This window comes from Pseudomonas sp. ATCC 43928, from assembly GCF_005938665.2.
In the GTDB taxonomy this organism is placed as follows: Bacteria; Pseudomonadota; Gammaproteobacteria; order Pseudomonadales; family Pseudomonadaceae; genus Aquipseudomonas.
In genome coordinates this window covers 5823235-5842414 of the sequence record NZ_CP041753.1, presented here as the reverse complement: position 1 = coordinate 5842414, position 19180 = coordinate 5823235, and the positions used below count along the sequence as shown (strand labels likewise).

20 protein-coding genes are annotated in these 19180 nt (G+C 61.0%); 12 read left to right on the top strand and 8 right to left on the bottom strand.

Annotated features, from left to right (window positions below; all coding sequences use genetic code 11):
- Nucleotides 1-64 precede the first annotated feature (64 nt).
- Nucleotides 65-739, bottom strand: a complete 675-nt coding sequence (locus FFH90_RS26905) for a YciC family protein (RefSeq protein WP_138866349.1) — start codon at nucleotides 737-739, stop codon at nucleotides 65-67.
- A gap of 177 nt (nucleotides 740-916) precedes the next feature.
- Here FFH90_RS26905 and FFH90_RS26900 point away from each other — a divergent pair, with 177 nt between their 5' ends.
- From FFH90_RS26900 to FFH90_RS26890, 3 genes are all read left to right on the top strand, one after another.
- Nucleotides 917-1693, top strand: coding sequence for a DUF2076 domain-containing protein (locus tag FFH90_RS26900; RefSeq protein WP_138866348.1), 777 nt, complete (start codon nucleotides 917-919; stop codon nucleotides 1691-1693).
- 159 nt (nucleotides 1694-1852) lie between these two features.
- Nucleotides 1853-2332 carry an NYN domain-containing protein gene (locus FFH90_RS26895; protein ID WP_018925783.1) on the top strand — a complete coding sequence of 160 codons (480 nt, stop codon included), beginning with the start codon at nucleotides 1853-1855 and terminating at the stop codon, nucleotides 2330-2332.
- Nucleotides 2333-2354: 22 nt separating this feature from the next.
- Nucleotides 2355-2966 (top strand): PolC-type DNA polymerase III, encoded by a 612-nt coding sequence (locus FFH90_RS26890; protein ID WP_018925784.1) that lies wholly within the window; start codon nucleotides 2355-2357, stop codon nucleotides 2964-2966.
- Between the two features lie 18 nt (nucleotides 2967-2984).
- On the opposite strand, the gene FFH90_RS26885 is transcribed toward FFH90_RS26890, so the two are convergent.
- Nucleotides 2985-3437, bottom strand: coding sequence for an Lrp/AsnC family transcriptional regulator (locus FFH90_RS26885; protein ID WP_138866347.1), 453 nt, complete (start codon nucleotides 3435-3437; stop codon nucleotides 2985-2987).
- 164 nt (nucleotides 3438-3601) lie between these two features.
- On the opposite strand from FFH90_RS26885, the gene yedA reads away from it, so the two are divergent.
- Both yedA and FFH90_RS26875 read left to right on the top strand, forming a co-directional pair.
- On the top strand, nucleotides 3602-4534 hold the full coding sequence (gene yedA / locus FFH90_RS26880; RefSeq protein ID WP_018925786.1) for a drug/metabolite exporter YedA: 933 nt from the start codon (nucleotides 3602-3604) through the stop codon (nucleotides 4532-4534).
- A 65-nt stretch (nucleotides 4535-4599) separates the two neighbouring features.
- Nucleotides 4600-5934: a DEAD/DEAH box helicase gene (locus FFH90_RS26875; protein WP_086945927.1), complete on the top strand. Its 1335-nt coding sequence runs from the start codon at nucleotides 4600-4602 to the stop codon at nucleotides 5932-5934.
- Between the two features lie 36 nt (nucleotides 5935-5970).
- Here FFH90_RS26875 and FFH90_RS26870 read toward each other — a convergent pair whose 3' ends face one another.
- Together FFH90_RS26870 and FFH90_RS26865 are read right to left on the bottom strand one after the other, a co-directional pair.
- Nucleotides 5971-7212, bottom strand: coding sequence for a TIGR03862 family flavoprotein (locus FFH90_RS26870; RefSeq protein ID WP_178114266.1), 1242 nt, complete (start codon nucleotides 7210-7212; stop codon nucleotides 5971-5973).
- Nucleotides 7213-7397: 185 nt separating this feature from the next.
- The gene (locus FFH90_RS26865; protein WP_018925789.1) at nucleotides 7398-8318 is read right to left on the bottom strand and encodes a histone deacetylase; all 921 of its coding nucleotides are present in this window, start codon (nucleotides 8316-8318) and stop codon (nucleotides 7398-7400) included.
- A 90-nt stretch (nucleotides 8319-8408) separates the two neighbouring features.
- Between FFH90_RS26865 and FFH90_RS26860 the strand changes: the two genes are divergently transcribed.
- The 3 genes from FFH90_RS26860 to FFH90_RS26850 all read left to right on the top strand — a co-directional run bounded on the left by FFH90_RS26860 (nucleotide 8409) and on the right by FFH90_RS26850 (nucleotide 10547).
- Nucleotides 8409-8978: a GNAT family N-acetyltransferase gene (locus FFH90_RS26860; protein ID WP_019581317.1), complete on the top strand. Its 570-nt coding sequence runs from the start codon at nucleotides 8409-8411 to the stop codon at nucleotides 8976-8978.
- Between the two features lie 109 nt (nucleotides 8979-9087).
- On the top strand, nucleotides 9088-9957 hold the full coding sequence (gene tesB, locus FFH90_RS26855) for an acyl-CoA thioesterase II (RefSeq protein ID WP_086945925.1): 870 nt from the start codon (nucleotides 9088-9090) through the stop codon (nucleotides 9955-9957).
- Nucleotides 9954-10547, top strand: coding sequence for an HAD family hydrolase (locus tag FFH90_RS26850; protein ID WP_138866345.1), 594 nt, complete (start codon nucleotides 9954-9956; stop codon nucleotides 10545-10547). Before tesB ends, FFH90_RS26850 begins: the two co-directional genes overlap by 4 nt.
- A gap of 32 nt (nucleotides 10548-10579) precedes the next feature.
- Here the strand turns inward: FFH90_RS26850 and FFH90_RS26845 are convergent, their stop codons facing one another.
- From FFH90_RS26845 to FFH90_RS26835, 3 genes are all read right to left on the bottom strand, one after another.
- Nucleotides 10580-11542 (bottom strand): alpha/beta fold hydrolase, encoded by a 963-nt coding sequence (locus FFH90_RS26845; RefSeq protein ID WP_018925793.1) that lies wholly within the window; start codon nucleotides 11540-11542, stop codon nucleotides 10580-10582.
- Nucleotides 11542-12435, bottom strand: coding sequence for a neutral zinc metallopeptidase (locus FFH90_RS26840; protein ID WP_018925794.1), 894 nt, complete (start codon nucleotides 12433-12435; stop codon nucleotides 11542-11544). The genes FFH90_RS26845 and FFH90_RS26840 overlap by 1 nt, the downstream gene beginning before the upstream one ends.
- A 195-nt stretch (nucleotides 12436-12630) precedes the next feature.
- Nucleotides 12631-14343: an FAD-dependent oxidoreductase gene (locus FFH90_RS26835; protein WP_138866344.1), complete on the bottom strand. Its 1713-nt coding sequence runs from the start codon at nucleotides 14341-14343 to the stop codon at nucleotides 12631-12633.
- Nucleotides 14344-14515: 172 nt separating this feature from the next.
- Here FFH90_RS26835 and FFH90_RS26830 point away from each other — a divergent pair, with 172 nt between their 5' ends.
- The 4 genes from FFH90_RS26830 to FFH90_RS26815 all read left to right on the top strand — a co-directional run bounded on the left by FFH90_RS26830 (nucleotide 14516) and on the right by FFH90_RS26815 (nucleotide 18365).
- Nucleotides 14516-15292 (top strand): IclR family transcriptional regulator, encoded by a 777-nt coding sequence (locus FFH90_RS26830; protein WP_111454219.1) that lies wholly within the window; start codon nucleotides 14516-14518, stop codon nucleotides 15290-15292.
- Nucleotides 15293-15437: 145 nt separating this feature from the next.
- Nucleotides 15438-16493, top strand: a complete 1056-nt coding sequence (locus FFH90_RS26825; protein WP_138866343.1) for a Gfo/Idh/MocA family protein — start codon at nucleotides 15438-15440, stop codon at nucleotides 16491-16493.
- Nucleotides 16494-16495: 2 nt separating this feature from the next.
- Nucleotides 16496-17311 (top strand): sugar phosphate isomerase/epimerase, encoded by an 816-nt coding sequence (locus tag FFH90_RS26820; protein WP_138866342.1) that lies wholly within the window; start codon nucleotides 16496-16498, stop codon nucleotides 17309-17311.
- Nucleotides 17312-17486: 175 nt separating this feature from the next.
- Nucleotides 17487-18365 (top strand): DMT family transporter, encoded by an 879-nt coding sequence (locus FFH90_RS26815; protein WP_018925799.1) that lies wholly within the window; start codon nucleotides 17487-17489, stop codon nucleotides 18363-18365.
- A gap of 6 nt (nucleotides 18366-18371) precedes the next feature.
- Here the strand turns inward: FFH90_RS26815 and FFH90_RS30805 are convergent, their stop codons facing one another.
- Nucleotides 18372-19160, bottom strand: a complete 789-nt coding sequence (locus FFH90_RS30805) for a methyl-accepting chemotaxis protein (protein ID WP_372240867.1) — start codon at nucleotides 19158-19160, stop codon at nucleotides 18372-18374.
- Between the last annotated feature and the right edge of the window lie 20 nt (nucleotides 19161-19180).

Here is a 19180-nt window from a genome sequence, read left to right as displayed (position 1 = left end):
ATCGCGTTACAAGATTGACCCCGAGCATAACCGAGAGCAGCGCCAAAGCCCAAGGGTAGAGCGGTCAGAGCCGCTCATCAGATTTCTCGGGCGCGTCACCAATCAGCATGAACAAACGGAACAGCACCACGCTGGTGAACAGTTGCAGAAAGCTGTGAGCGCTGTCGATCAGCAGGGAGATCACCGGGTTCTGTGGCTCGGGGTAAACCGCCAGCGTCGCTCCCTTGAGCACCCACAGCGGGCCCATCACGCACAGAATGCACACCAGAATGCGTATGAAATGCCCACGGGTCAGGCGCAGGCTTTCCTTCATCGCCGCCAGCGGTGCCAGGCCGCGCAGCACCAACAGGTACTCGCCGAACGCCAGCGTCACCATCAGCCAGATGCCCGGCAGGAAATACAGCGACAGGCCGATCAGGATCAGCAACGTATTGAGGGCGGTCAGCACGGCGAAGCGCGGCCACAGGGTCGCAGCGGCTGCCAACAGGTCGCGGGTACGCGGCGATTCGCCTCGGCTGCGGGCATCGAGAAACAGGATCAGCGCGGCGGTGTACAGCGGATACACCAGCAAGCCGACAATCACACTGATGCCGGCGAAACTGTCCGGCCCGGTGGAGCGGTCGACCACTTGTTGCAGCAGCGCCTCGACAATCACCAGCGGCAGGCATAGCTGCACGATCTGGCTCAGATTGCGCTTGAAGAAATACAGAGAGTCACGCAGTACATCGAACGAATTCATCAGTCGGTATCGCAGGTTGAAAGCAGTGCCTCACTTTAACCGATCAACCCCTTCGGGGCACAAACGTAAACGTTCGGTAAAGGTCATTGAAACATCCTGTATCAGCCCCATTACTGGTGAGCACCTTATCCACTGTGGGTGAGGGCACTGATATTCCCGGCAATCTACGAGGTCGCCATGAACAGCGAAGAACAAACCCTGATCGATGGACTGTTTTCCCGGCTGCAACAGGCCGAAACGGACTCAGCCCCGCGCGACGCCCAGGCCGAGGCGCGGATCAAGGAACACCTGACTCGCCAACCAGCGGCGGGCTATTTCATGACCCAGGCGATTCTGGTGCAAGAGGCAGCCATCAAGAGCCTCGACGAACAGAACAAGCAACTCACCCAGCAAGTGCAGCAATTGCAGGCCGAACTGCAACAGGCCAAGGCGCAGACAGCGGCACCGGCACCGAGCAGCGGCGGCTTTTTGTCGAGCATTTTCGGCGGCGCTTCCCGTGATCCGCAGCCTGCGCCGACTCAAAGCGCAGCCCCCTCGAATGGCGGCTGGCGTGAACCAGGACGGCCGTCGTTCAACTCGCAGCCGCAGCAAAACTTCGGTGCACCGCCTGCTCAGCAGAATTTCGGAGCGCCACCTCAGCAGAATTACGCACCGCAACAGCCTGTCGGCAGCGGTTTCCTCGGCGGTGCATTGAAAACGGCAGCGGGTGTGGCCGGTGGCGTGATGCTGGCGCAAGGCATCAGCAGCCTGTTCCATCACAATCAGCAGCCGGAAGTGGTTGAAGTCATCAAGGAAGAACCGGCCAAGGTCAACGATCAGAGCGATAGCAGCGGTTGGGGCAATGATCAGCGCGTGGCTGACAACTCCAGCGATCAGGGCGGTTTCACCGACGCGGATTACGATGATGACAGTTCATCGTTCTTCGGTGGCGATGACGACGACTCCTTCATCTGACCTGCCATTCGTCCGGAGCGCCATGGCGCTCCGGGCCGATTATTCGCGGAACAATCCTTCTGGCTGGCATACTGGGCGACTTTTCGGGCCTGGAGCCTGATCCAGCCCGCGCGCCTGTGCGCCACGACCCCGCGCGCCAACGCGCAGAGAGGATGTACGGTGAAAAAAATCGCAGTGTTCGCCGATGTCCAGAACCTCTACTACACCGTGCGTCAGGCCTATGGTTGCCACTTCAACTACGCCGCTTTGTGGGCTGACGTCAGCAAGCAGGGGCAGATCGTCGAGGCCTATGCCTATGCGATCGATCGTGGCGACAGCAAACAGCAGCAGTTCCAGCAGATCCTGCGCAACCTCGGCTTCGTCGTGAAGCTCAAGCCCTACATCCAGCGCAGCGACGGTTCGGCCAAAGGCGACTGGGACGTGGGCATCACCCTCGACATCATGGACGCCGCCGACCATGTCGACGAAGTGGTGCTGGCCTCTGGCGACGGTGATTTCGACATGCTGCTGGAGCGCATCATCGCCAAGCACGGTGTGCAGGCGGTGGCCTACGGCGTGCCGGGCCTGACGGCCAACTCGCTGATCCGCGCCGCCAGTCGTTACGTACCGATCGAAGGCGCGTTGCTGCTCAAGAATTGATTTTTACGGAGTTGAAACAGGTTTGGAACGCATAGCAGTCATCGACTTTGAAACCACCGGGATCTCCCCGAGCAGCAGCTGCCGGGCCACGGAAATTGCCGTGGTGATTCTTGAGCAGGGGCGCATCGTCGAGCGTTACCAAAGCCTGATGAATGCCGGCGTGCGGGTGCCGGCGTTCATCGAACAACTGACCGGCATCAGCAACGCCATGCTGCGCACTGCGCCCTCGGCCGAGCAGGTGATGAACGAGGTCAACGAATTTGTCGGCATTACGCCGCTGCTGGCGCACAACGCTGCGTTCGACCAGAAGTTCTGGGACTACGAGCTTGGGCGAATCAAACGTACACGCCTGCAGAACTTTGCCTGCTCGCTGTTACTCGCCCGCCGCCTGATGCCCGCCGCGCCGAACCACAAACTCGGCACCCTCACTACCTTCGCCAGTCTGCCCAATACCGGCAAGGCTCACCGGGCCATGGCCGATGCGGAAATGGCCGCCAACCTGACGGCGCATCTGGCGCAAGAGCTGCGGCAAAAGCACGGGTTGCGCGAGTTGTCCCATGATCTGTTGTGCAGCCTGCAGAAAGTGCCGGCGGCGAAGATCAATGAGCATTTGAAGCGGTATCGCGGGTTCTGACAGAAGCACCCTGGAGAACTATTTGCCATTCCCCTCCAGTTGACCCAACGGCACGCGCTTTTCGATGGCACTCGACAACACAATCGAGGTCTTGCTGAACCCGAACGTGGCGATCCGGTTGATCAACTCTTCCAGCTCCGGCATCGAGCCCACCGCCGCTTGCATGATCACGCAGGGGTCGCCGGTGACGCGATGGCATTCGGTGAGCTGTGGGATTTTGATCAGTTCGTCGTAGGTTTTCTGATTACCGTGCTGGTTCAGGCGCAGTTCGATGACGCACTGGATCGGCAGGCCGATTTTGGACAGGTCGACTGTCGCCTGGTAACCAGTGATCACCCCGCAGGCTTCAAGTTTGGCAACGCGTTCGGCCACCGCCGGAGCGGACAGGTTCACCTTGCGCGCCAGATCGGCGTAGGACGCACGACCGTTTTCCAACAGGGCGCTGAGGAGCATGCGGTCGTATTTGTCCATCGTGGCCTACCTGAAAAATGACTGACTTTCGAAAGCACGGTTTATAGCGTCGAACTCCGTGTTTTGAAAAGTGTACCGGCGCTATAAACAGGTTTTGTAGCTTATTTTCCGCTGTTGGCCTTTCTAGAATAGCGGCTCTCCTTGTCTTGTTCCTCGAGCTGCCCATGTCTGGTCTACGCCGTTTTTCCTTACCGCTGATCGCTGCTTTTTTCGCGTTGTACGTGATTTGGGGGTCGACTTATCTGGTGATTCGCATCGGCGTGCAGTACTGGCCGCCGTTGCTGCTCGCCGGTATCCGCTTCGTGCTCGCCGGGACGTTGATGTACGCGTACCTGCGCTGGCGCGGGGCGCCGGCGCCGACCTGGGCGCAGTGGAAAGCGGCGGGGATCATCGGGATTTTGCTGCTGACATGCGGTAACGGTGCGGTGAGCGTCGCCGAACACACGGGCGTGGCCTCTGGCGTGGCCGCGTTGGCGGTGGCGACGGTGCCGCTGTTTACCTTGTTGTGCGGATATTTCTGGGGCGCGCGTAATACCCGTCTCGAATGGGCCGGGATTGTGCTTGGGCTGATCGGTATTGCCATGCTCAACCTCGGCTCCAACCTGCAATCGAGCCCGTTGGGCGCGGCGTTGCTGGTGTTCGCGGCGGCGTCCTGGGCCTTCGGCTCGGTGTGGAGCAAACACTTGCCGTTGCCTCAGGGCGCGATGGCCAGTGCCGTGGAAATGCTGGTGGGCGGCGTGGTGTTGCTGATCGGCAGTGCGGTGAGTGGTGAGCGTCTGGAAAGTCTGCCGCCGATCGAAGGCTGGGCGGCGCTGGCGTACCTGACCCTCTTCGGTTCGATCATCGCCTTCAACGCCTACATGTACCTGTTGAAACACGTGCGGCCGGCAGCGGCCACCAGCTATGCCTACGTCAACCCGGCGGTGGCGGTGTTGCTGGGGATCGTGTTTGTCGGCGAGACCATCGGTATCGAAGAAACGCTGGCGATGGCGGTGATCATCAGTGCGGTGGTGTTGATCGGATTGCCACAGTGGCGCCGTGGCACAGATCGGCCTGCCCCTGCCGTAGCGGTGCCGACAGAATCCCGCGCGAATTAGGGTAAACTGCGCGCCATTGCACACTTGTTTCGCATAATCGCGCTGATTTTTCCTACGGTACTCCCATGACTTTCGCCACCCTTGGCCTGATCGAACCCTTGCTGCGCGCCCTCGAGACGCTCGGCTACCAGACCCCGACGCCGGTTCAGGCGCAAGCGATTCCGGCGGTGCTGGCCGGTCGCGACCTGATGGCCGCGGCCCAGACCGGCACCGGCAAAACCGCCGGTTTCGCCTTGCCGCTGCTGCAATTGCTGGCCATGGAAGGGCCGAAAGTCAGCGCCAACTCCGTGCGCGCGCTGATTCTGGTGCCGACCCGCGAACTGGCCGAACAGGTTCACGAAGCCGTGCGCCAGTATGCCGAGAACCTGCCGTTGAGCACCTACGCGGTGTACGGCGGCGTCAGCATCAACCCGCAAATGATGAAACTGCGCAAAGGCGTCGACCTGTTGGTGGCGACCCCGGGCCGTTTGCTCGACCTGTTCCGTCAGAACGCGCTCAAGTTCAACCAGCTGCAAACCCTGGTGCTGGACGAAGCCGATCGCATGCTCGATCTGGGCTTTTCCGAGGAGCTGGGGAATATCTATAAAGCCCTGCCTTCGAGACGTCAGACGCTGCTGTTCTCCGCGACCTTCTCCGATGCGATCCGCATGCTGGCCGGGCAAATGCTCAACGACCCGCTGAGCATCGAAGTCAGCCCGCGCAACGTGGCCGCCAACACCGTCAAGCAATGGGTGGTGACGGTGGATAAAAAGCGCAAGCCGGAGCTGTTCATTCACTTGATGCGCAAGGGCAAGTGGAAGCAGGTGCTGGTGTTCGCCAAGACCCGTAACGGCGTCGACGCGTTGGTGGAAAAGCTCCAGGGCCTGGGCGTCAATGCCGACGGCATCCACGGCGACAAACCCCAGGCAACTCGCCAGCGGGCGCTGGATCGCTTCAAGGCCAGCGAAGTGCAGATCCTCGTGGCCACCGACGTGGCTGCCCGAGGCCTGGATATCGAAGATTTGCCATTGGTGGTCAACTTCGACCTGCCGATCGTGGCCGAGGACTACATCCACCGCATCGGTCGTACCGGCCGTGCGGGCGCAACCGGGCAGGCTATTTCGCTGGTCTGCGCTGATGAAGTGAATCAACTGTCGGCCATCGAGATGTTGACCCGTCAGACGTTGACTCGCCAGATGGAGCCGGACTTCGAACCTGAACACCGCGTGCCGGATACCGATGCCAGCGGTCAGGTGATCAAGAAGCCGAAAAAACCGAAGAAGCCCAAAACCTCCGGTGGCGGCAAGCGCAACCTGGGTAAATGGGTCGAGAGCGGTGAGGCGTCGGCGCCGGAGCCTTCGATCAAGCCGGTGCGTAAAGTGCCGGTGTTCAATACCGGGCCGCGTAAGCGTAAGCCTTGATCCTCTGAAGATCGTTCCCACGCAGTGTGGGAACGATCAGTGTCGGTGCTTCAACCACTCCACCATCCCCAACCCCGCCGCTCGCCCACTGGCGAAACACGCAGTCAGTAGATAGCCACCGGTCGGCGCTTCCCAATCGAGCATTTCCCCTGCGCAGAACACGCCGGGTAGTTGCTTGAGCATCAAACGTTCATCCATCGCCTCGAACATCACGCCACCGGCACTGCTGATGGCTTCGTCCAATGGCCGGGTTTTCACCAGCGTCAGCGGCAATGCCTTGATTGCTTTGGCCAGCAGGGCCGGATCGGCAAAACAGTCAGCCGGTGTCAATTCCCGCAACAATGCTGCTTTCACGCCATCTAGCCCAAGCTGACTGTGCAGGTGTTTGGCCATGGAGCGTGAGCCGCGCGGTTTGCTCAGCGCCGCCTGGATTTTATCCACAGGCTTGCCCGGCAACAGATCGAGGTGAACGGTTGCCGAGCCATGTTGATTGATCGCTTCGCGGATCGCTGCCGACAGGGCGTAGATCAAGCTGCCCTCAATTCCCGTGGCAGTGATTACACACTCGCCGAGTCGCGGTACGTCGTCATTGAGGCCGATGGCGATGTTTTTCAGCGGGCTGCCGGCGAATTTGCTGACCATCAATTCGCTCCAGGCCTGCACCTCGAAGCCGCAATTGCTCGGTTGCAATGGCGCCAGCCCTACACCGCGCTGTTCCAGCGGCAGCATCCAGGCACCGTCCGAGCCGAGACGCGACCAACTGCCGCCGCCGAGAGCCAGCAGGGTCGCATCCGCGTGAACGGTTTTTTCGCCTTCGGGGCTGTCGATTAGCAAATCACCGTTGTTATCCCAACCGAGCCAGCGATGGCGGGTGTGGATAACTACGCCCGCATCGCGCAGGCGTTTGAGCCAGGCACGCAACAGGGGCGCGGCTTTCATGTCGGTGGGAAACACCCGGCCGGAGCTGCCGACAAAGGTTTCGATACCCAGGTCATGAATCCATTGGCACAAGGCTTCGGCGCCGAACGAGCGTAACAGCGGGGCGATCTGCGGCGCCCGTTCGGCATAGCGTGAGAGAAATGCCGGGTAGGCCTCGGAGTGGGTGATGTTCATGCCGCCGACCCCGGCGAGCAGGAATTTTCGCCCCACTGAAGGCATGCCGTCGTACAGATCGACCTTGATCCCGGCCTGGCTCAACACTTCAGCCGCCATCAAGCCGGCGGGGCCGCCGCCGATGATGGCGACGTGAGGGGGGAGGGAAGTGGAGGGCTGGGTCATGGCGAGAGCTGCGGCGTGGCGGAATAAGCCGCGCATTCTACCAGCCCTGCTCCCTGTGGGAGGATTCGAGGGCTGGTTAAAAAACAACCACCGCTCTGTAACCTATACCCCGCATGGGCTGCCGGCCCTTTCACTCAGGTTATCCACAGGCGGTTCCACAGGCATTGTGGGTAAAGACTCACACATCAATGACAACCTGATGACTGCCACACCCGTTGGGCGCTGTGATGGAGGATGCCATGACGGCGCGCCAGAGCCTTGCGGTCCTTGCTGTAGCCGCCGCCGATCACGCCGACCACCGGAATATCCCGGCCCAGGCAATGGCGCATCACGCTTTCATCACGAGCGGCGACGCCTTCGTCGGTCAGCTTCAGATAACCCAGGGCGTCATCCTTGTGCACATCGACACCGGCGTCGTACAGCACCAGATCCGGTTGATAGAGCGGCAGCAAATAGTTGAGCGCATCGTCCACCACCTTCAGGTAATCGGCGTCGCCCATGCCCATCGGCAACGGGATGTCCCAGTCGCTTTCGGCTTTGCGTGCAGGAAAATTCTTTTCGCAGTGTAGGGAAACGGTCACCGCTTCCGGGGTGTTGTGCAGGATTCGTGCAGTCCCGTCGCCCTGATGCACATCGCAATCGAAGATCAACACCCGATTCACCCGGCCACTTTCCAGCAGGTAATGGCTGATCACCGCCAGGTCATTGAAGATGCAGAACCCGGCAGGGTGATCGTAATGCGCGTGGTGCGTGCCGCCGGCCAGGTGACAAGCCAAGCCATGTTCCAGCGCCTGTTCGGCCGCCAGCAGCGAACCGCCGACCGCCCGCACGGTGCGCCGGGCCAGTGCTTCGCTCCAGGGCAGGCCGAGGCGCCGCTGGTCTTCGCGGGACAACTCGCCACCCATGTAGCGTTCGATGTACGCAGGGTCATGAGCGAGGGCGAGAATATCCGCCGGGCACAGGTCCGGGCGCAGCAGATCGGCGTCGCGGGTCAGGCCACTGTCCACCAGGTGATCGCGCAGCAGGCGAAACTTGTCCATGGGGAAGCGGTGATCCGCCGGGAACTCGGGACTGTAGTCTTCGTGGTAGATCAGGGGCAGGGGCATGGCTGATTTATCGGGGAAGCCTGTAGGAATGAGTGAACGATCCTACCAGCGATGTAGACTTGCGGCATGGAAACCGAGGGGAGGGGCACGATGGAGCCGATACTGGAACTCGAAAGCGCACGACTGTCATTACGGCAGTGGCGCGATGAGGATTTGCCGGCGTTTGCGGCGATGTGCGCCGATCCACAGGTGATGCGTTATTTTCCGGCGCCCTTGAGTCGGCTGGAAAGTGCCTCGCTGATCGGGCGGGTTCGCGGGCATTTTGCCGAGTATGGCTTCGGCCTCTGGGCACTGGAGCGCAAGGACACCGGAGCGTTCATCGGGTTTACCGGGCTGAGTGTGGTCGGCTTTGACGCACCGTTCACGCCAGCCATCGAAATCGGCTGGCGCCTGGCGCGCGAGCACTGGGGCCTGGGTTATGCCAGCGAGGCGGCTTGGACCGCTCTGCGTTGCGGGTTTGATCGCTTGGCGCTGCAAGAGGTCGTGGCGTTCACCACCGAAACCAACCTGCCTTCGCAAAAAGTCATGCAGGCGATCGGCATGCACCATGCCCCCGCCGATGACTTCGAGCACCCGCGGCTTGCAGAGGATCATCCGCTGCGCCCGCACGTGTTGTATCGCATCACCCGTGAGCAATGGCTGCAAACCTTGCATGGATAAGCAGGCACGGACGTTTACAATGGCCCTCATGTTGAACCGGGCCATAAACTGAATCGACCGCCGCAGCCAAGACTGCGCGGCATTATTGCTCTGTGTGAGGAGAGTCTGAATGAGCCAAGTGTTGGAAGATCTGGTAGACCTGCTGACCCTGGAACCGATTGAAGAAAACCTGTTCCGTGGCCGCAGCCAGGACCTGGGTTTCCGTCAGTTGTTCGGCGGCCAGGTGCTCGGCCAGTCCCTGTCGGCGGCCAGTCAGACAGTCGAAGAGACACGCCATGTGCACTCGATGCACGGTTACTTCCTGCGTCCGGGCGATGCGAAGTTGCCGGTGGTGTATCAGGTTGATCGGGTGCGCGATGGCGGCAGTTTCAGCACGCGCCGGGTGACGGCGATCCAGAAGGGCAACCCGATTTTCACCTGCAGCGCCTCGTTCCAGTACGACGAAGAGGGCTTCCAGCATCAGAGCCAAATGCCGCAAGTGGTCGGCCCGGAGAACCTGCCGTCGGAGCTGGAACTCACTCAGCAGCGCGCACACCTGATCCCGGAGCACATGCGCGAAAAACTGCTGTGCCCGAAACCGATCGAATTCCGGCCGGTGACCGAAAAAGACCCCTACAACCCGCAGCCTGCCGATCCGGTCAAATACGTCTGGTTCCGCGCCGATGGTGCGTTGGCTGACACTCCAGCGCTGCACAAATACCTGCTGGCCTATGCGTCGGACTTCGGCCTGTTGACCACCTCGATGCTGCCCCATGGCAAATCGGTCTGGCAGAAAGACATGCAGGTCGCCAGCCTTGATCATGCGTTGTGGTTCCACGCCGACCTGCGCGCCGATGACTGGTTGCTGTACGCCATGGACAGCCCGTGGGCCGGTAACTCGCGTGGATTCTCCCGTGGCAGCGTGTTCAACCGTGCCGGGCAACTGGTGGCCTCGGTCACTCAGGAAGGCCTGATTCGTCATCGCAAGGACTGGATATGAGCCTGGCCGAAGTGCGGCACTGGGTGTTCGACATGGACGGCACCCTGACCGTGGCCGTGCATGACTTCGCGGCGATCCGCGTGGCGTTGGCGATTCCTGCAGAGCACGACATCCTGACCCACCTCGCGGCGTTGCCGGCCGAAGAAGCGGCGGCCAAACATGCGTGGCTGCTGGAACACGAGCGGGATCTGGCACTGGGTTCGAAACCGGCTCCGGGCGCGGTGGAACTGGTGCGTGAGTTGGCCGGGCGTGGTTATCGCCTGGGCATTCTCACGCGCAATGCCCGTGAGCTGGCCCATGTCACGCTGGAGGCGATTGGCCTGGCCGATTGCTTTGCGGTGGAGGATGTATTGGGCCGGGATGAAGCGCCGCCCAAACCGCATCCCGGTGGTTTACTGAAACTGGCCGAGGCCTGGAAGGTGCCGGCGAGTGAAATGGTGATGGTCGGTGATTACCGCTTCGACCTGGATTGCGGCCGGGCGGCGGGGACGCGGACGGTGTTGGTGAACCTGCCGGATAATCCGTGGCCGGAATTGACCGATTGGCATGCGCGCGATTGCGTGGAATTGCGGCAGCTGCTTTCGGCTTGAGAGATTGGGCGTCCGATCAGACGCCCCAAAACTCACTGCCCGAACAACGCCTTCTGCCCCTCGGGCGAGGTAAACATCCCGTCCCCATTGTGCCCGACGCCGGGCACTTCGATCAGCTGCTGACTCAGCCCTTGAGGATGGCGCCGTTTCAGATAATTGAAATAATTGCGCCCGCGAATCAAACGAGAAGCGCCCTGGGCTTTGGCTTCGCAACTTTTATCCAGCGCCGGGTGATTCGGGTCGATGTCCTGCTGCCCGAGTAAATAAACGATGTCGCGTTTGACGTAGTTTTCTTCCAGCTGCGCAGGCGTTTGCCCATTGGCATAGGCGGGCAAGTCCGCCAGCCCATACTTCCAGCGATTGAAGTTCGGACACCCCGCGTGACTGAACGCCACTGGCCGTTGCTCATTGAAATAGGCATACGACGAAGGATTGGCGATCACATAACGCACCTTCACCCCCGCTGTGTCGAGGGCTGGCTGAGGGTGGCTCAACATGGCGTAACGCTGAACTACCTGGGCGCCGCCCGAGTGACCGGCAATGACGATTTGCTTCACGTCCGGAAACTGTCGCCGATCACCCAGGCGAGCGATGATTTCGTCGAGCGCCGCGTAGGAGCTCAGCGTAAACGGCGCGGTGGATAAGCCGCCGGCCATCCAGTCATTGCCGTGCCAGCGTAAAACGCTGTCAGGCACCGGGTGGCTCGCGATGTCGGTTTCATTGAGAAACTGTGGGGCGAGCACCAGGGTGTTATCGCTTTGCCCGGCTTGCTGGGCCGCGTGCTCGGCGCTCTGGCGGTAGGTTTCAGCGTTGCGCAAACGACCATGAATGATGATCAGCACTCGTTCGATATTCTTCGCCGGTGTCGGGCCGATGCCCACCGCGATTTCGCCGGCGCTCAACAGCAGGCGCCCGGAACTGATCTCCTTGACCCCCTGCTCGGCAGCCTGGGCGCTTGTGCAGGTGATCAACAGAGCTAACAACCACTTGTGCATTACAGATTCTTCGCGGCAAAGGTATCGCACTGGCCAACCTGGCCTTGTGCAAATCCGGCTTTGAACCAGCGCACCCTTTGCGCTGACGTACCATGAGTGAACGAGTCCGGTACCACGCGGCCCTGACCTTGCTGCTGCAAGCGGTCATCGCCGATGGCGTTGGCGGCGTTCAAGGCTTCTTCGATGTCACCGGGTTCCAGCCAGTTCAGGCGCTTCTGCGCAATGTTGGCCCAGACCCCGGCCAGGCAATCAGCCTGCAGTTCCTGACGCACCAGCAAACCACCGTCGCCCTCCATTTGCCGGCCCTGCTGCCGAGCGGTCTGAATCTTCGCCGAAACGCCGAGCAAGGTCTGCACGTGGTGTCCGACTTCGTGAGCGATCACGTAGGCCTGGGCGAAATCACCTGCGGCTGAAAAACGCTGGGACATTTCCTGGAAGAAACCCATGTCCAGGTAGACCTTCTGGTCTGCCGGGCAATAGAACGGACCAGTCGCCGATGTCGCCAATCCGCACGCCGAGTTCACCTGATTGCTGAACAACACCAGGGTCGGGTCTTTATATTGCCGACCGGCCTGCTGGAAAATCTGGCCCCAGGTGTCTTCGGTGTCGCCGAGGATCGAGCGCACGAATTCGGCGTTTTCATCATTGGCCGGCGGTGCCTTGCGGGTGTGGGTGGTGGCCGGAGCCGATTGCTCGCTCATTTGCCCGGTCAATTGACCGAGGATCTGCATCGGGTCCTGGCCGGTGATCCAGCCGATCCCGACGATCAACAGGATCGCCGTCAGGCTCAGGCCCTTGCCCCCGCCGAAGCGCATCCCGCCACCCCCACCGCCGACATCATCGCCACGGGCATCGACCACGTTGTCGCTGCGTCGGCCTTTTTTCCATAGCATGGGGGTGAGTCCTCGTTTGAATATGGTGATGAGTGTTGCTGGTCAGAGAGAGCGGCGCCAGTCCGGTCGTCTGTCTTTTACTGCGCACGGAACATTTCAGACTTGTATTGAACACGGATAGCCCAGCGAATTCCTTCAGGGCGACAGGTTTTTACCGAGTGGGCGAATGCTTGTCTCGAGAATCACTGATCAAACTCACTCTATATCGGCGATATGCCGGGCAGCGATGTAGCCGAAGGTCAGCGCCGGGCCGAGATTGATACCGCCGGCGGGATAGTGCCCGCCCATGATGCTGGCCATGTCGCCGCCCGCTGCATACAACCCGGCGATGGCCTGCCCCGACTCGCCAAGAACCTGGGCATGTTCATTGACCTTGAGCCCGGCGAAGGTGCCAAAGCAGCCAGGCTGGACCTTCACTGCGTAGAACGGGCCTTGTTCAATCGGCGCGACGCACGGGTTGGGTTGCTGCAACGCATCGCCCTGTTTGCGGTTGTAGGGCGTCGAGCCACGACCGAACAACGGATCTTCGCCGTTGCGCGCACACCGGTTGTATTCATCCACCGTGCTGCGCAATCCGTTTGGGTCGATGCCGCAGGCCAGGGCCAATTCCTCGACAGTGTTGCCGGTTTTCAGATAACCGCTGCGGATAAAGGATGACAGCGGCACCGGAAACGGCCGAGAAATTCCCAGGCCATAACGCCGTTGAAAACCATGAGTGCAGATCAGCCAGGAGGCGACTTCTTCGCCCAGCGGTGCGGCGGCGACCATGGCCGTCACGTAGTCGTAGTAGCCGTCGGCTTCGTTGACGAAGCGCCGGCCGTTGCTCAGCACACCGATGATCCCCGGTTTGCCGCGTTCGATGATGTGCGGGAAGTGGCCGATGCTGCCGTCACTGTGCGGCACTTGCGAAACCGGCGCCCAGGCCACGGGCGATGCCATGTCGGTGTTGACCCGCGCACCGGTGCTTTCGCCCAATCGCAAACCATCACCGGCGACGCCGAGAGGCGGCAGCGCCAGGTGTTCGTTGCCGGTTGGTGTGCGGGGGAACAATGCCTTGCGTCGCTCGATATCATTGGCGAAACCTCCGGTCGCGAGCACCACGGCCTTGCGTGCATGGATGCGGATATTGCCTTTGGCGGTACTGACGATCGCGCCTTGCACCTGATCGCCTTCGCGAAGCAACTCGGTCACCGGTGCCGATTCCCAGAGCAAGACGCCCAGGTCTTCGGCGGACTTTGCCAACCGCGCAACCAGCGCCACGCCGTTGACCAGTTGCATCGCCCGACCATGAACAACGAGGTCGAACAAGTGCCGGGTGAAGCGCCGGGTCACGTGCCATGCAGCGGGCAAAGAGCGCGTCAGGTTGAGAAATGCGCTCAGGTCCGTTCCCGCCATGATCGGCATGCCCATGAACGAAGTTTCCCGCATGGTTTTGCGAAGGCGCTTGAGTAGCTTGCCGACTTTTCGCCCGTCATAAGGCGCAGCGATCACCGACCGTCCACCGGTGCCGGCACCCGGTGTGTCGCCATGAATGTCGGCGATGGCGTTGCCATCGGCGAATTGCAGGGCAGTGTGTTGCTCGAAGAACGCGACCATTCGCGGGCCAGCCTCAAGGAACGCGTCGATCATCGCCGGATCGTAACGCTCACCCAATTCGTGCTTCAGGTAAGTGCGCGGTTGCTCGACGTCTTCAACGATGCCGGCACGACGCGCCAGAGGATTGCACGGCACCCAGGCCCATCCGCCGGACCACGCCGTGGCGCCGCCGAACACCGGGTCTTTCTCGACCACGATCACTTTCAAGCCATGCCAGGCTGCGGTTACAGCTGCGGACAATCCGGCCGCACCGGAGCCGACGATCAGCACATCGCATTCGATGTCCGGAAGGAGGGGAGAGTCGGCAGGCATCGTTTAAAAGCTCCAGGTTGTTTTTGGAATTTGATTCCAGAAAATATAAAGGCTTGATTGATCCCGGCAACCATTCACTGCGTAAAGAGGGCGGTTATCGGACAGCGGGTTCCAGATTTCGCATTACGTGGTTTGTCTTTTAGAATCGGCAAAATTTCGAGTGGAACCCCCCATGGCCGGCAGTCAGATCGAACGTGTTTTCAGCGTGCTGGAAAGCCTCACCAGTGACCCTCGCGGCCTGCCGATGCAGACGTTGGCGGAGCAACTGGACATCCCCAAAAGCGCGACCCACCGTCTGCTCGCCGAGCTGATTCGGCTGGGTTACGTGCGACAGAATCCGGAGAACCTGCGCTATCACCTGTCGACCAAACTGGTGGCGATGGGTTTCCGTTACCTGTCGAGCAGCGGCGCCGATATCGTGCAGCCGGTGCTCGATCGCCTGGCCGAGGAAACCGGTGAGCTGGTGCGCCTTGGCGTTATTGAAGGCGAGCGCCAGGTCTGGATCGCCAAGTCTCAGGGTGCCCGCTCGGGCCTGCGCTACGACCCGGACATGGGCCGTGATGCGCCCTTGTTCTACACCGCGTCGGGCCATGCATGGCTGGCGTGCATGAGCGATGCCGAAGCGTTGTCGCTGGTGGAGCGTCAGGGGAGCGAACGGCCGAAAGACCTGGGGCCTAACGCGCCGCGCTCCAACATTGAGTTACTGGAACGCCTGCGTCTGGCGCGAGAGCAGGGCTATGCCTGGGTCGAAGAGAGTTCGGCCGTGGGCACCTCGGCGATAGCGGCGGTGGTGCGTCACCCAAGCGATGGTCGAGTGATCGGTGTGCTGAGCATTGCCGGGCCAAGCGCGCGGATGCCGGGGGCACGGTTGCATGAACTGGCGCCGCTGTTGTTGAAGTTCACTGAAGAGCTGTCTGCCGCAAGCCTGGCTTCGGAGTTGTTCGTCTAATTCTGCCCGCACAAACCCATATGTGGGCTATGCGAATCTGTGCGTTGTTCGAACACAAGTTGCCGTTACTCCTGTAAGAATCTGGAACCAGGTTCTAAATTATTGGAATTCATCCCTCCGACAATAATCACAAGAGGACCGCAGCATGACTTCGCCCCTTCGCATCGCCCTGATCGGTGCCGGCAACATGGGCCAGCAGCATTACCGGCATCTGCAAACCCTGACACAAGCGACGTTGTGTGCGGTGGCCGATCCCGGCCCACAAGCGGCAGGCCTCGCGGGCGAATGGGGCGTGGGGTATTTCGCTGATCACCGTCAGATGCTGGAGCAGGCGAAGCCAGACGCGGTGATCGTCGCCAACCCGAACACGCTCCACGTCAGCACGGCGCTCGATTGCCTCGCCGCCGGCGTGCCGGTGCTACTGGAAAAACCGGTGGGTGTGCACCTGGATGAAGCGCGCGAACTGGTGGCCGCGTCGAAAGCCACCGGTGTTCCCGTGCTGGTCGGCCACCATCGCCGGCACAATCCGTTGATCGTCCGCGCCCATGAACTGGTGCAGGGTGGCGTTTTGGGGCAGCTGACGACGGTGACGGCGCTCTGGCAGTTGCGCAAACCCGACAGCTATTTCGAAACGTCGTGGCGCCGCGAGCCCGGTGCGGGGATGTTACTGACTAACCTGATTCATGACCTCGATCTGCTGCGCCACCTGTGCGGCGAAGTGCGTCAGGTGCAGGCAATCACCAGCAATGCGGTGCGTGGGTTTGCCAACGAAGATTGCGCGGCGGTGCTGCTGCAATTCGACAACGGTGCGCTGGGCAGCCTGACCGGTTCCGACGCGGTGGCGGCGCCCTGGAGTTGGGAGCTGGGTTCCGGGGAGAATCCGGCCTATCCGCGCCAGGCCGATCAGCCCTGTTACTTGCTGGCCGGGACGGGTGGTGCATTGAGCATTCCGCAGCTCAAGCGCTGGCACTACGCCGACGTCGATGGCGGATGGCATCAACCGTTGCTGGCGGAACAGGAACGCTTCAGCGTCGATGAAGCATTGCGTTTGCAGTTGCAGCACTTCGTGCGCGTGGCGCGTCGGGAAGTCGAACCCTTGGTGAGCGCGGCCGATGCTGCGCGCACCCTGGCGCTGGTTGAGGCGATTCGCGAGGCCGCCGAAACCGGTCGTGCCTGCTCCCCGATGTTGATCGAGGAATGAGCATGAGTGAGCGGATCTTTTCCCTGGCCAGCCTGACCGTGCTGGAGTTGTCTCCGCCGGAGATGGTCGAAGTCGCAGCACGGGCAGGATACAGCCATGTCGGACTACGCCTTGAACCTGCGACAGCCGAAGAACATCACTTTGCGCTGGTAGCCGATGTCGGTTTACGGCGTGAGACGCTGGCGCGGCTGCACGACACCGGCATTCGTGTGCTGGATGTTGAAATCCTGCGTCTTAAACCGCAAACCGTCGTCGCCGACTTCGAGAAGATTCTGGCGGTCGGGGCGCAATTGGGTGCCAGTGAATTGCTGGTGGCCGGTAACGATTCCGACGAACAAAGACTCACCGAGAACTTCGCCCGGCTGTGTGATCTGGCGGCACTTTACGGGCTGCATCCGCATCTGGAGTTCATGCCATGGACCGATGCACGCAATCTCGAACAAGCGGTGCGCGTCGTCGAAAACGCTGACCGTGAAAACGGCGCGGTGTTGGTGGACGCGTTCCATTTCGACCGATCGGGTTCGCGGTTGGAAGATCTGGCCAAAGTTGCCCCGTCACGGTTACGGTACACGCAGTTATGCGATGTCGCGGGGCCACGGCCAACGGACATGGCGGAGATTTTGCGTCAGGCGCGTAACGAGCGGCGTTTTCCGGGCGATGGTGATTGTGATCTGGCGGGGTTGTTGCAGTGTTTGCCGGCCGATATCCCGTTAAGCCTGGAGATTCCCACCGTGAAGTTGCTGGAGCAGGGCGTGAGCGGGTTGCAGCGGGCGCAGATGGCGTTGGATAAGACCCGGGAATTGTTGGCGCGCCTTTGAACCTGTGGCAAGGGAGCTTGTCGGACCGCCGCACCGTCCCGTTCGGCGGCGAAGCGGTCGTCAACGACCTGTGATATGCAGTGACGGAACACCTTTGCTGATTTGGGGGACTGCTGTGCAGTCCAGCGGGAGCAAGCTCCCTCGCCACATTCTGATTTGATTACAGAGGCTTTGCATGACCATCAGCACCCCGCTCTCCGGTGTAAACCAACCCTTCAAAGGGATTCTGCTGATCGTTGTCGCGACCTTTCTGTTTTCCAGTCACGACGCCTTGTCGAAATATCTATCGGGGTTCTATCCGATCGTCATGGTGGTCTGGGCCCGTTATGTGGTTCACACCTTGCTGATGGCCGGGATTTTCCTGCCGCAATCGGGGTTGCGAGTCCTGCGCACCAAACGTCCGTTGCTGCAGTTGTTCAGGGCGTTGTGCCTGTTGGGCACCAGTTTGTTTTTCACCACCGGTTTGCAGTACATCCCGTTGGCCGAAGCCACGGCGGTCAACTTTCTCGCTCCGGTTCTGGTCACCGCGCTGTCGGTGCCACTGCTGCGTGAGCGGGTCACCCGTGGCCAATGGATCGCAGTGATTTGCGGATTTGTCGGCGTATTGATCATCGTCCATCCCGGCGGGGATCTGTTCACGCCAGCAGTCTTGCTGCCACTCTGCTCGGCGCTGTTTTTCTGCTTCTATCAATTGCTCACCCGCAAGCTCAGTGAAGTCGACAGCCCGACCACCAGTAACTTCTTCGCCGGCCTGTGCAACACCCTGGTGATGAGCGCATTGGTGCCGTTTTTCTGGAAAGTGCCAAGCCTTGGGCATGGATTGATGATGGTTGCACTGGGCGCCTGCGGGATGACGGCGCACCTGTTTCTGACCCAGGCGTTCCGCCATGCCGCCCCCGCGCTGCTGGCACCGTTCGGCTATTGCCAGATTGTCTTTGCCGGTTTGCTGGGCTGGTTGCTGTTTTCTCACACGCCGACCCTGACCACGGTGGTCGGGATCGCGGTGATTTGCTGCAGCGGGTTGGCGGCGGCGTGGCAACAAAGCCGCCGCTGAACCCGGTCAAAATTTGAAACGCACCACCAGGTTTTGCAGGCCCGCCGCCAGTCGCGACAACTCCTGGCTGGTGGCGCTGGTCCGGGTCGCGGCGTCGGCGCTTTCCAGCGACAGGTCGCGGATGTTCAGCAGATTACGATCCACCTCACGGGCCACCTGCGCCTGTTCTTCCGAGGCGCTGGCGATCACCAGGTTACGTTCATGGATCTGCTCCATCGCCCGGGTGATTTCTGCCAGCGCCAGCCCGGCCTGTTCAGCAATCGACAAGGTTTCAGCAACACGCTGACTGTTGTCGTGCATCGACATCACCACACCGTTGGTATCGCCCTGAACCCGGCCAATGATCTGTTCGATCTCCCGGGTTGATTGCTGAGTGCGATGCGCCAGCGCCCGAACTTCATCGGCCACCACCGCGAAACCACGTCCGGCTTCCCCGGCTCGCGCAGCCTCGATGGCGGCATTGAGCGCGAGCAGGTTGGTCTGTTCGGCGATGGCGCGGATCACGTCCAGCACCTTGCCGATTTCCCGGGACTGCTCGGCCAGGGTCTGAACCTGTTGCAGTGCGATGCCCGCATTGCTGCTCATCGCCTGAATCGAATCCAGTGTTTCAATCACCCGTGCCTGGCCCTGATTGGCTTGCTGTGTGGACTGTCTGGTGCTGTCGGAAGTCGACACCGCGTTGCGTGCCACTTCTTCCACCGCGACGGTCATTTCGTTGACGGCCGTGGCGGCCTGCTCGATTTCATTGTGTTGCTGTTGCAGCCGACTGGAGTCCTGTTGAGTGCTCTGATTCATCTGCAGGGCGGCGGCCGCCA

Excerpts from the sequence above, each read along its gene's own strand:
- FFH90_RS26905 (WP_138866349.1), bottom strand. The coding sequence starts at position 739 with ATGAATTCGTTCGATGTACTGCGTGACTCTCTGTATTTCTTCAAGCGC.
- FFH90_RS26900 (WP_138866348.1), top strand. The coding sequence starts at position 917 with ATGAACAGCGAAGAACAAACCCTGATCGATGGACTGTTTTCCCGGCTG.
- FFH90_RS26885 (WP_138866347.1), bottom strand. The coding sequence starts at position 3,437 with ATGGACAAATACGACCGCATGCTCCTCAGCGCCCTGTTGGAAAACGGT.
- yedA (WP_018925786.1), top strand. The coding sequence starts at position 3,602 with ATGTCTGGTCTACGCCGTTTTTCCTTACCGCTGATCGCTGCTTTTTTC.
- FFH90_RS26875 (WP_086945927.1), top strand. The coding sequence starts at position 4,600 with ATGACTTTCGCCACCCTTGGCCTGATCGAACCCTTGCTGCGCGCCCTC.
- FFH90_RS26870 (WP_178114266.1), bottom strand. The coding sequence starts at position 7,212 with ATGACCCAGCCCTCCACTTCCCTCCCCCCTCACGTCGCCATCATCGGC.
- FFH90_RS26865 (WP_018925789.1), bottom strand. The coding sequence starts at position 8,318 with ATGCCCCTGCCCCTGATCTACCACGAAGACTACAGTCCCGAGTTCCCG.
- FFH90_RS26860 (WP_019581317.1), top strand. The coding sequence starts at position 8,409 with ATGGAGCCGATACTGGAACTCGAAAGCGCACGACTGTCATTACGGCAG.
- tesB (WP_086945925.1), top strand. The coding sequence starts at position 9,088 with ATGAGCCAAGTGTTGGAAGATCTGGTAGACCTGCTGACCCTGGAACCG.
- FFH90_RS26850 (WP_138866345.1), top strand. The coding sequence starts at position 9,954 with ATGAGCCTGGCCGAAGTGCGGCACTGGGTGTTCGACATGGACGGCACC.
- FFH90_RS26845 (WP_018925793.1), bottom strand. The coding sequence starts at position 11,542 with ATGCACAAGTGGTTGTTAGCTCTGTTGATCACCTGCACAAGCGCCCAG.
- FFH90_RS26840 (WP_018925794.1), bottom strand. The coding sequence starts at position 12,435 with ATGCTATGGAAAAAAGGCCGACGCAGCGACAACGTGGTCGATGCCCGT.
- FFH90_RS26835 (WP_138866344.1), bottom strand. The coding sequence starts at position 14,343 with ATGCCTGCCGACTCTCCCCTCCTTCCGGACATCGAATGCGATGTGCTG.
- FFH90_RS26830 (WP_111454219.1), top strand. The coding sequence starts at position 14,516 with ATGGCCGGCAGTCAGATCGAACGTGTTTTCAGCGTGCTGGAAAGCCTC.
- FFH90_RS26825 (WP_138866343.1), top strand. The coding sequence starts at position 15,438 with ATGACTTCGCCCCTTCGCATCGCCCTGATCGGTGCCGGCAACATGGGC.
- FFH90_RS26820 (WP_138866342.1), top strand. The coding sequence starts at position 16,496 with ATGAGTGAGCGGATCTTTTCCCTGGCCAGCCTGACCGTGCTGGAGTTG.
- FFH90_RS26815 (WP_018925799.1), top strand. The coding sequence starts at position 17,487 with ATGACCATCAGCACCCCGCTCTCCGGTGTAAACCAACCCTTCAAAGGG.
- FFH90_RS30805 (WP_372240867.1), bottom strand. The coding sequence starts at position 19,160 with ATGAATCAGAGCACTCAACAGGACTCCAGTCGGCTGCAACAGCAACAC.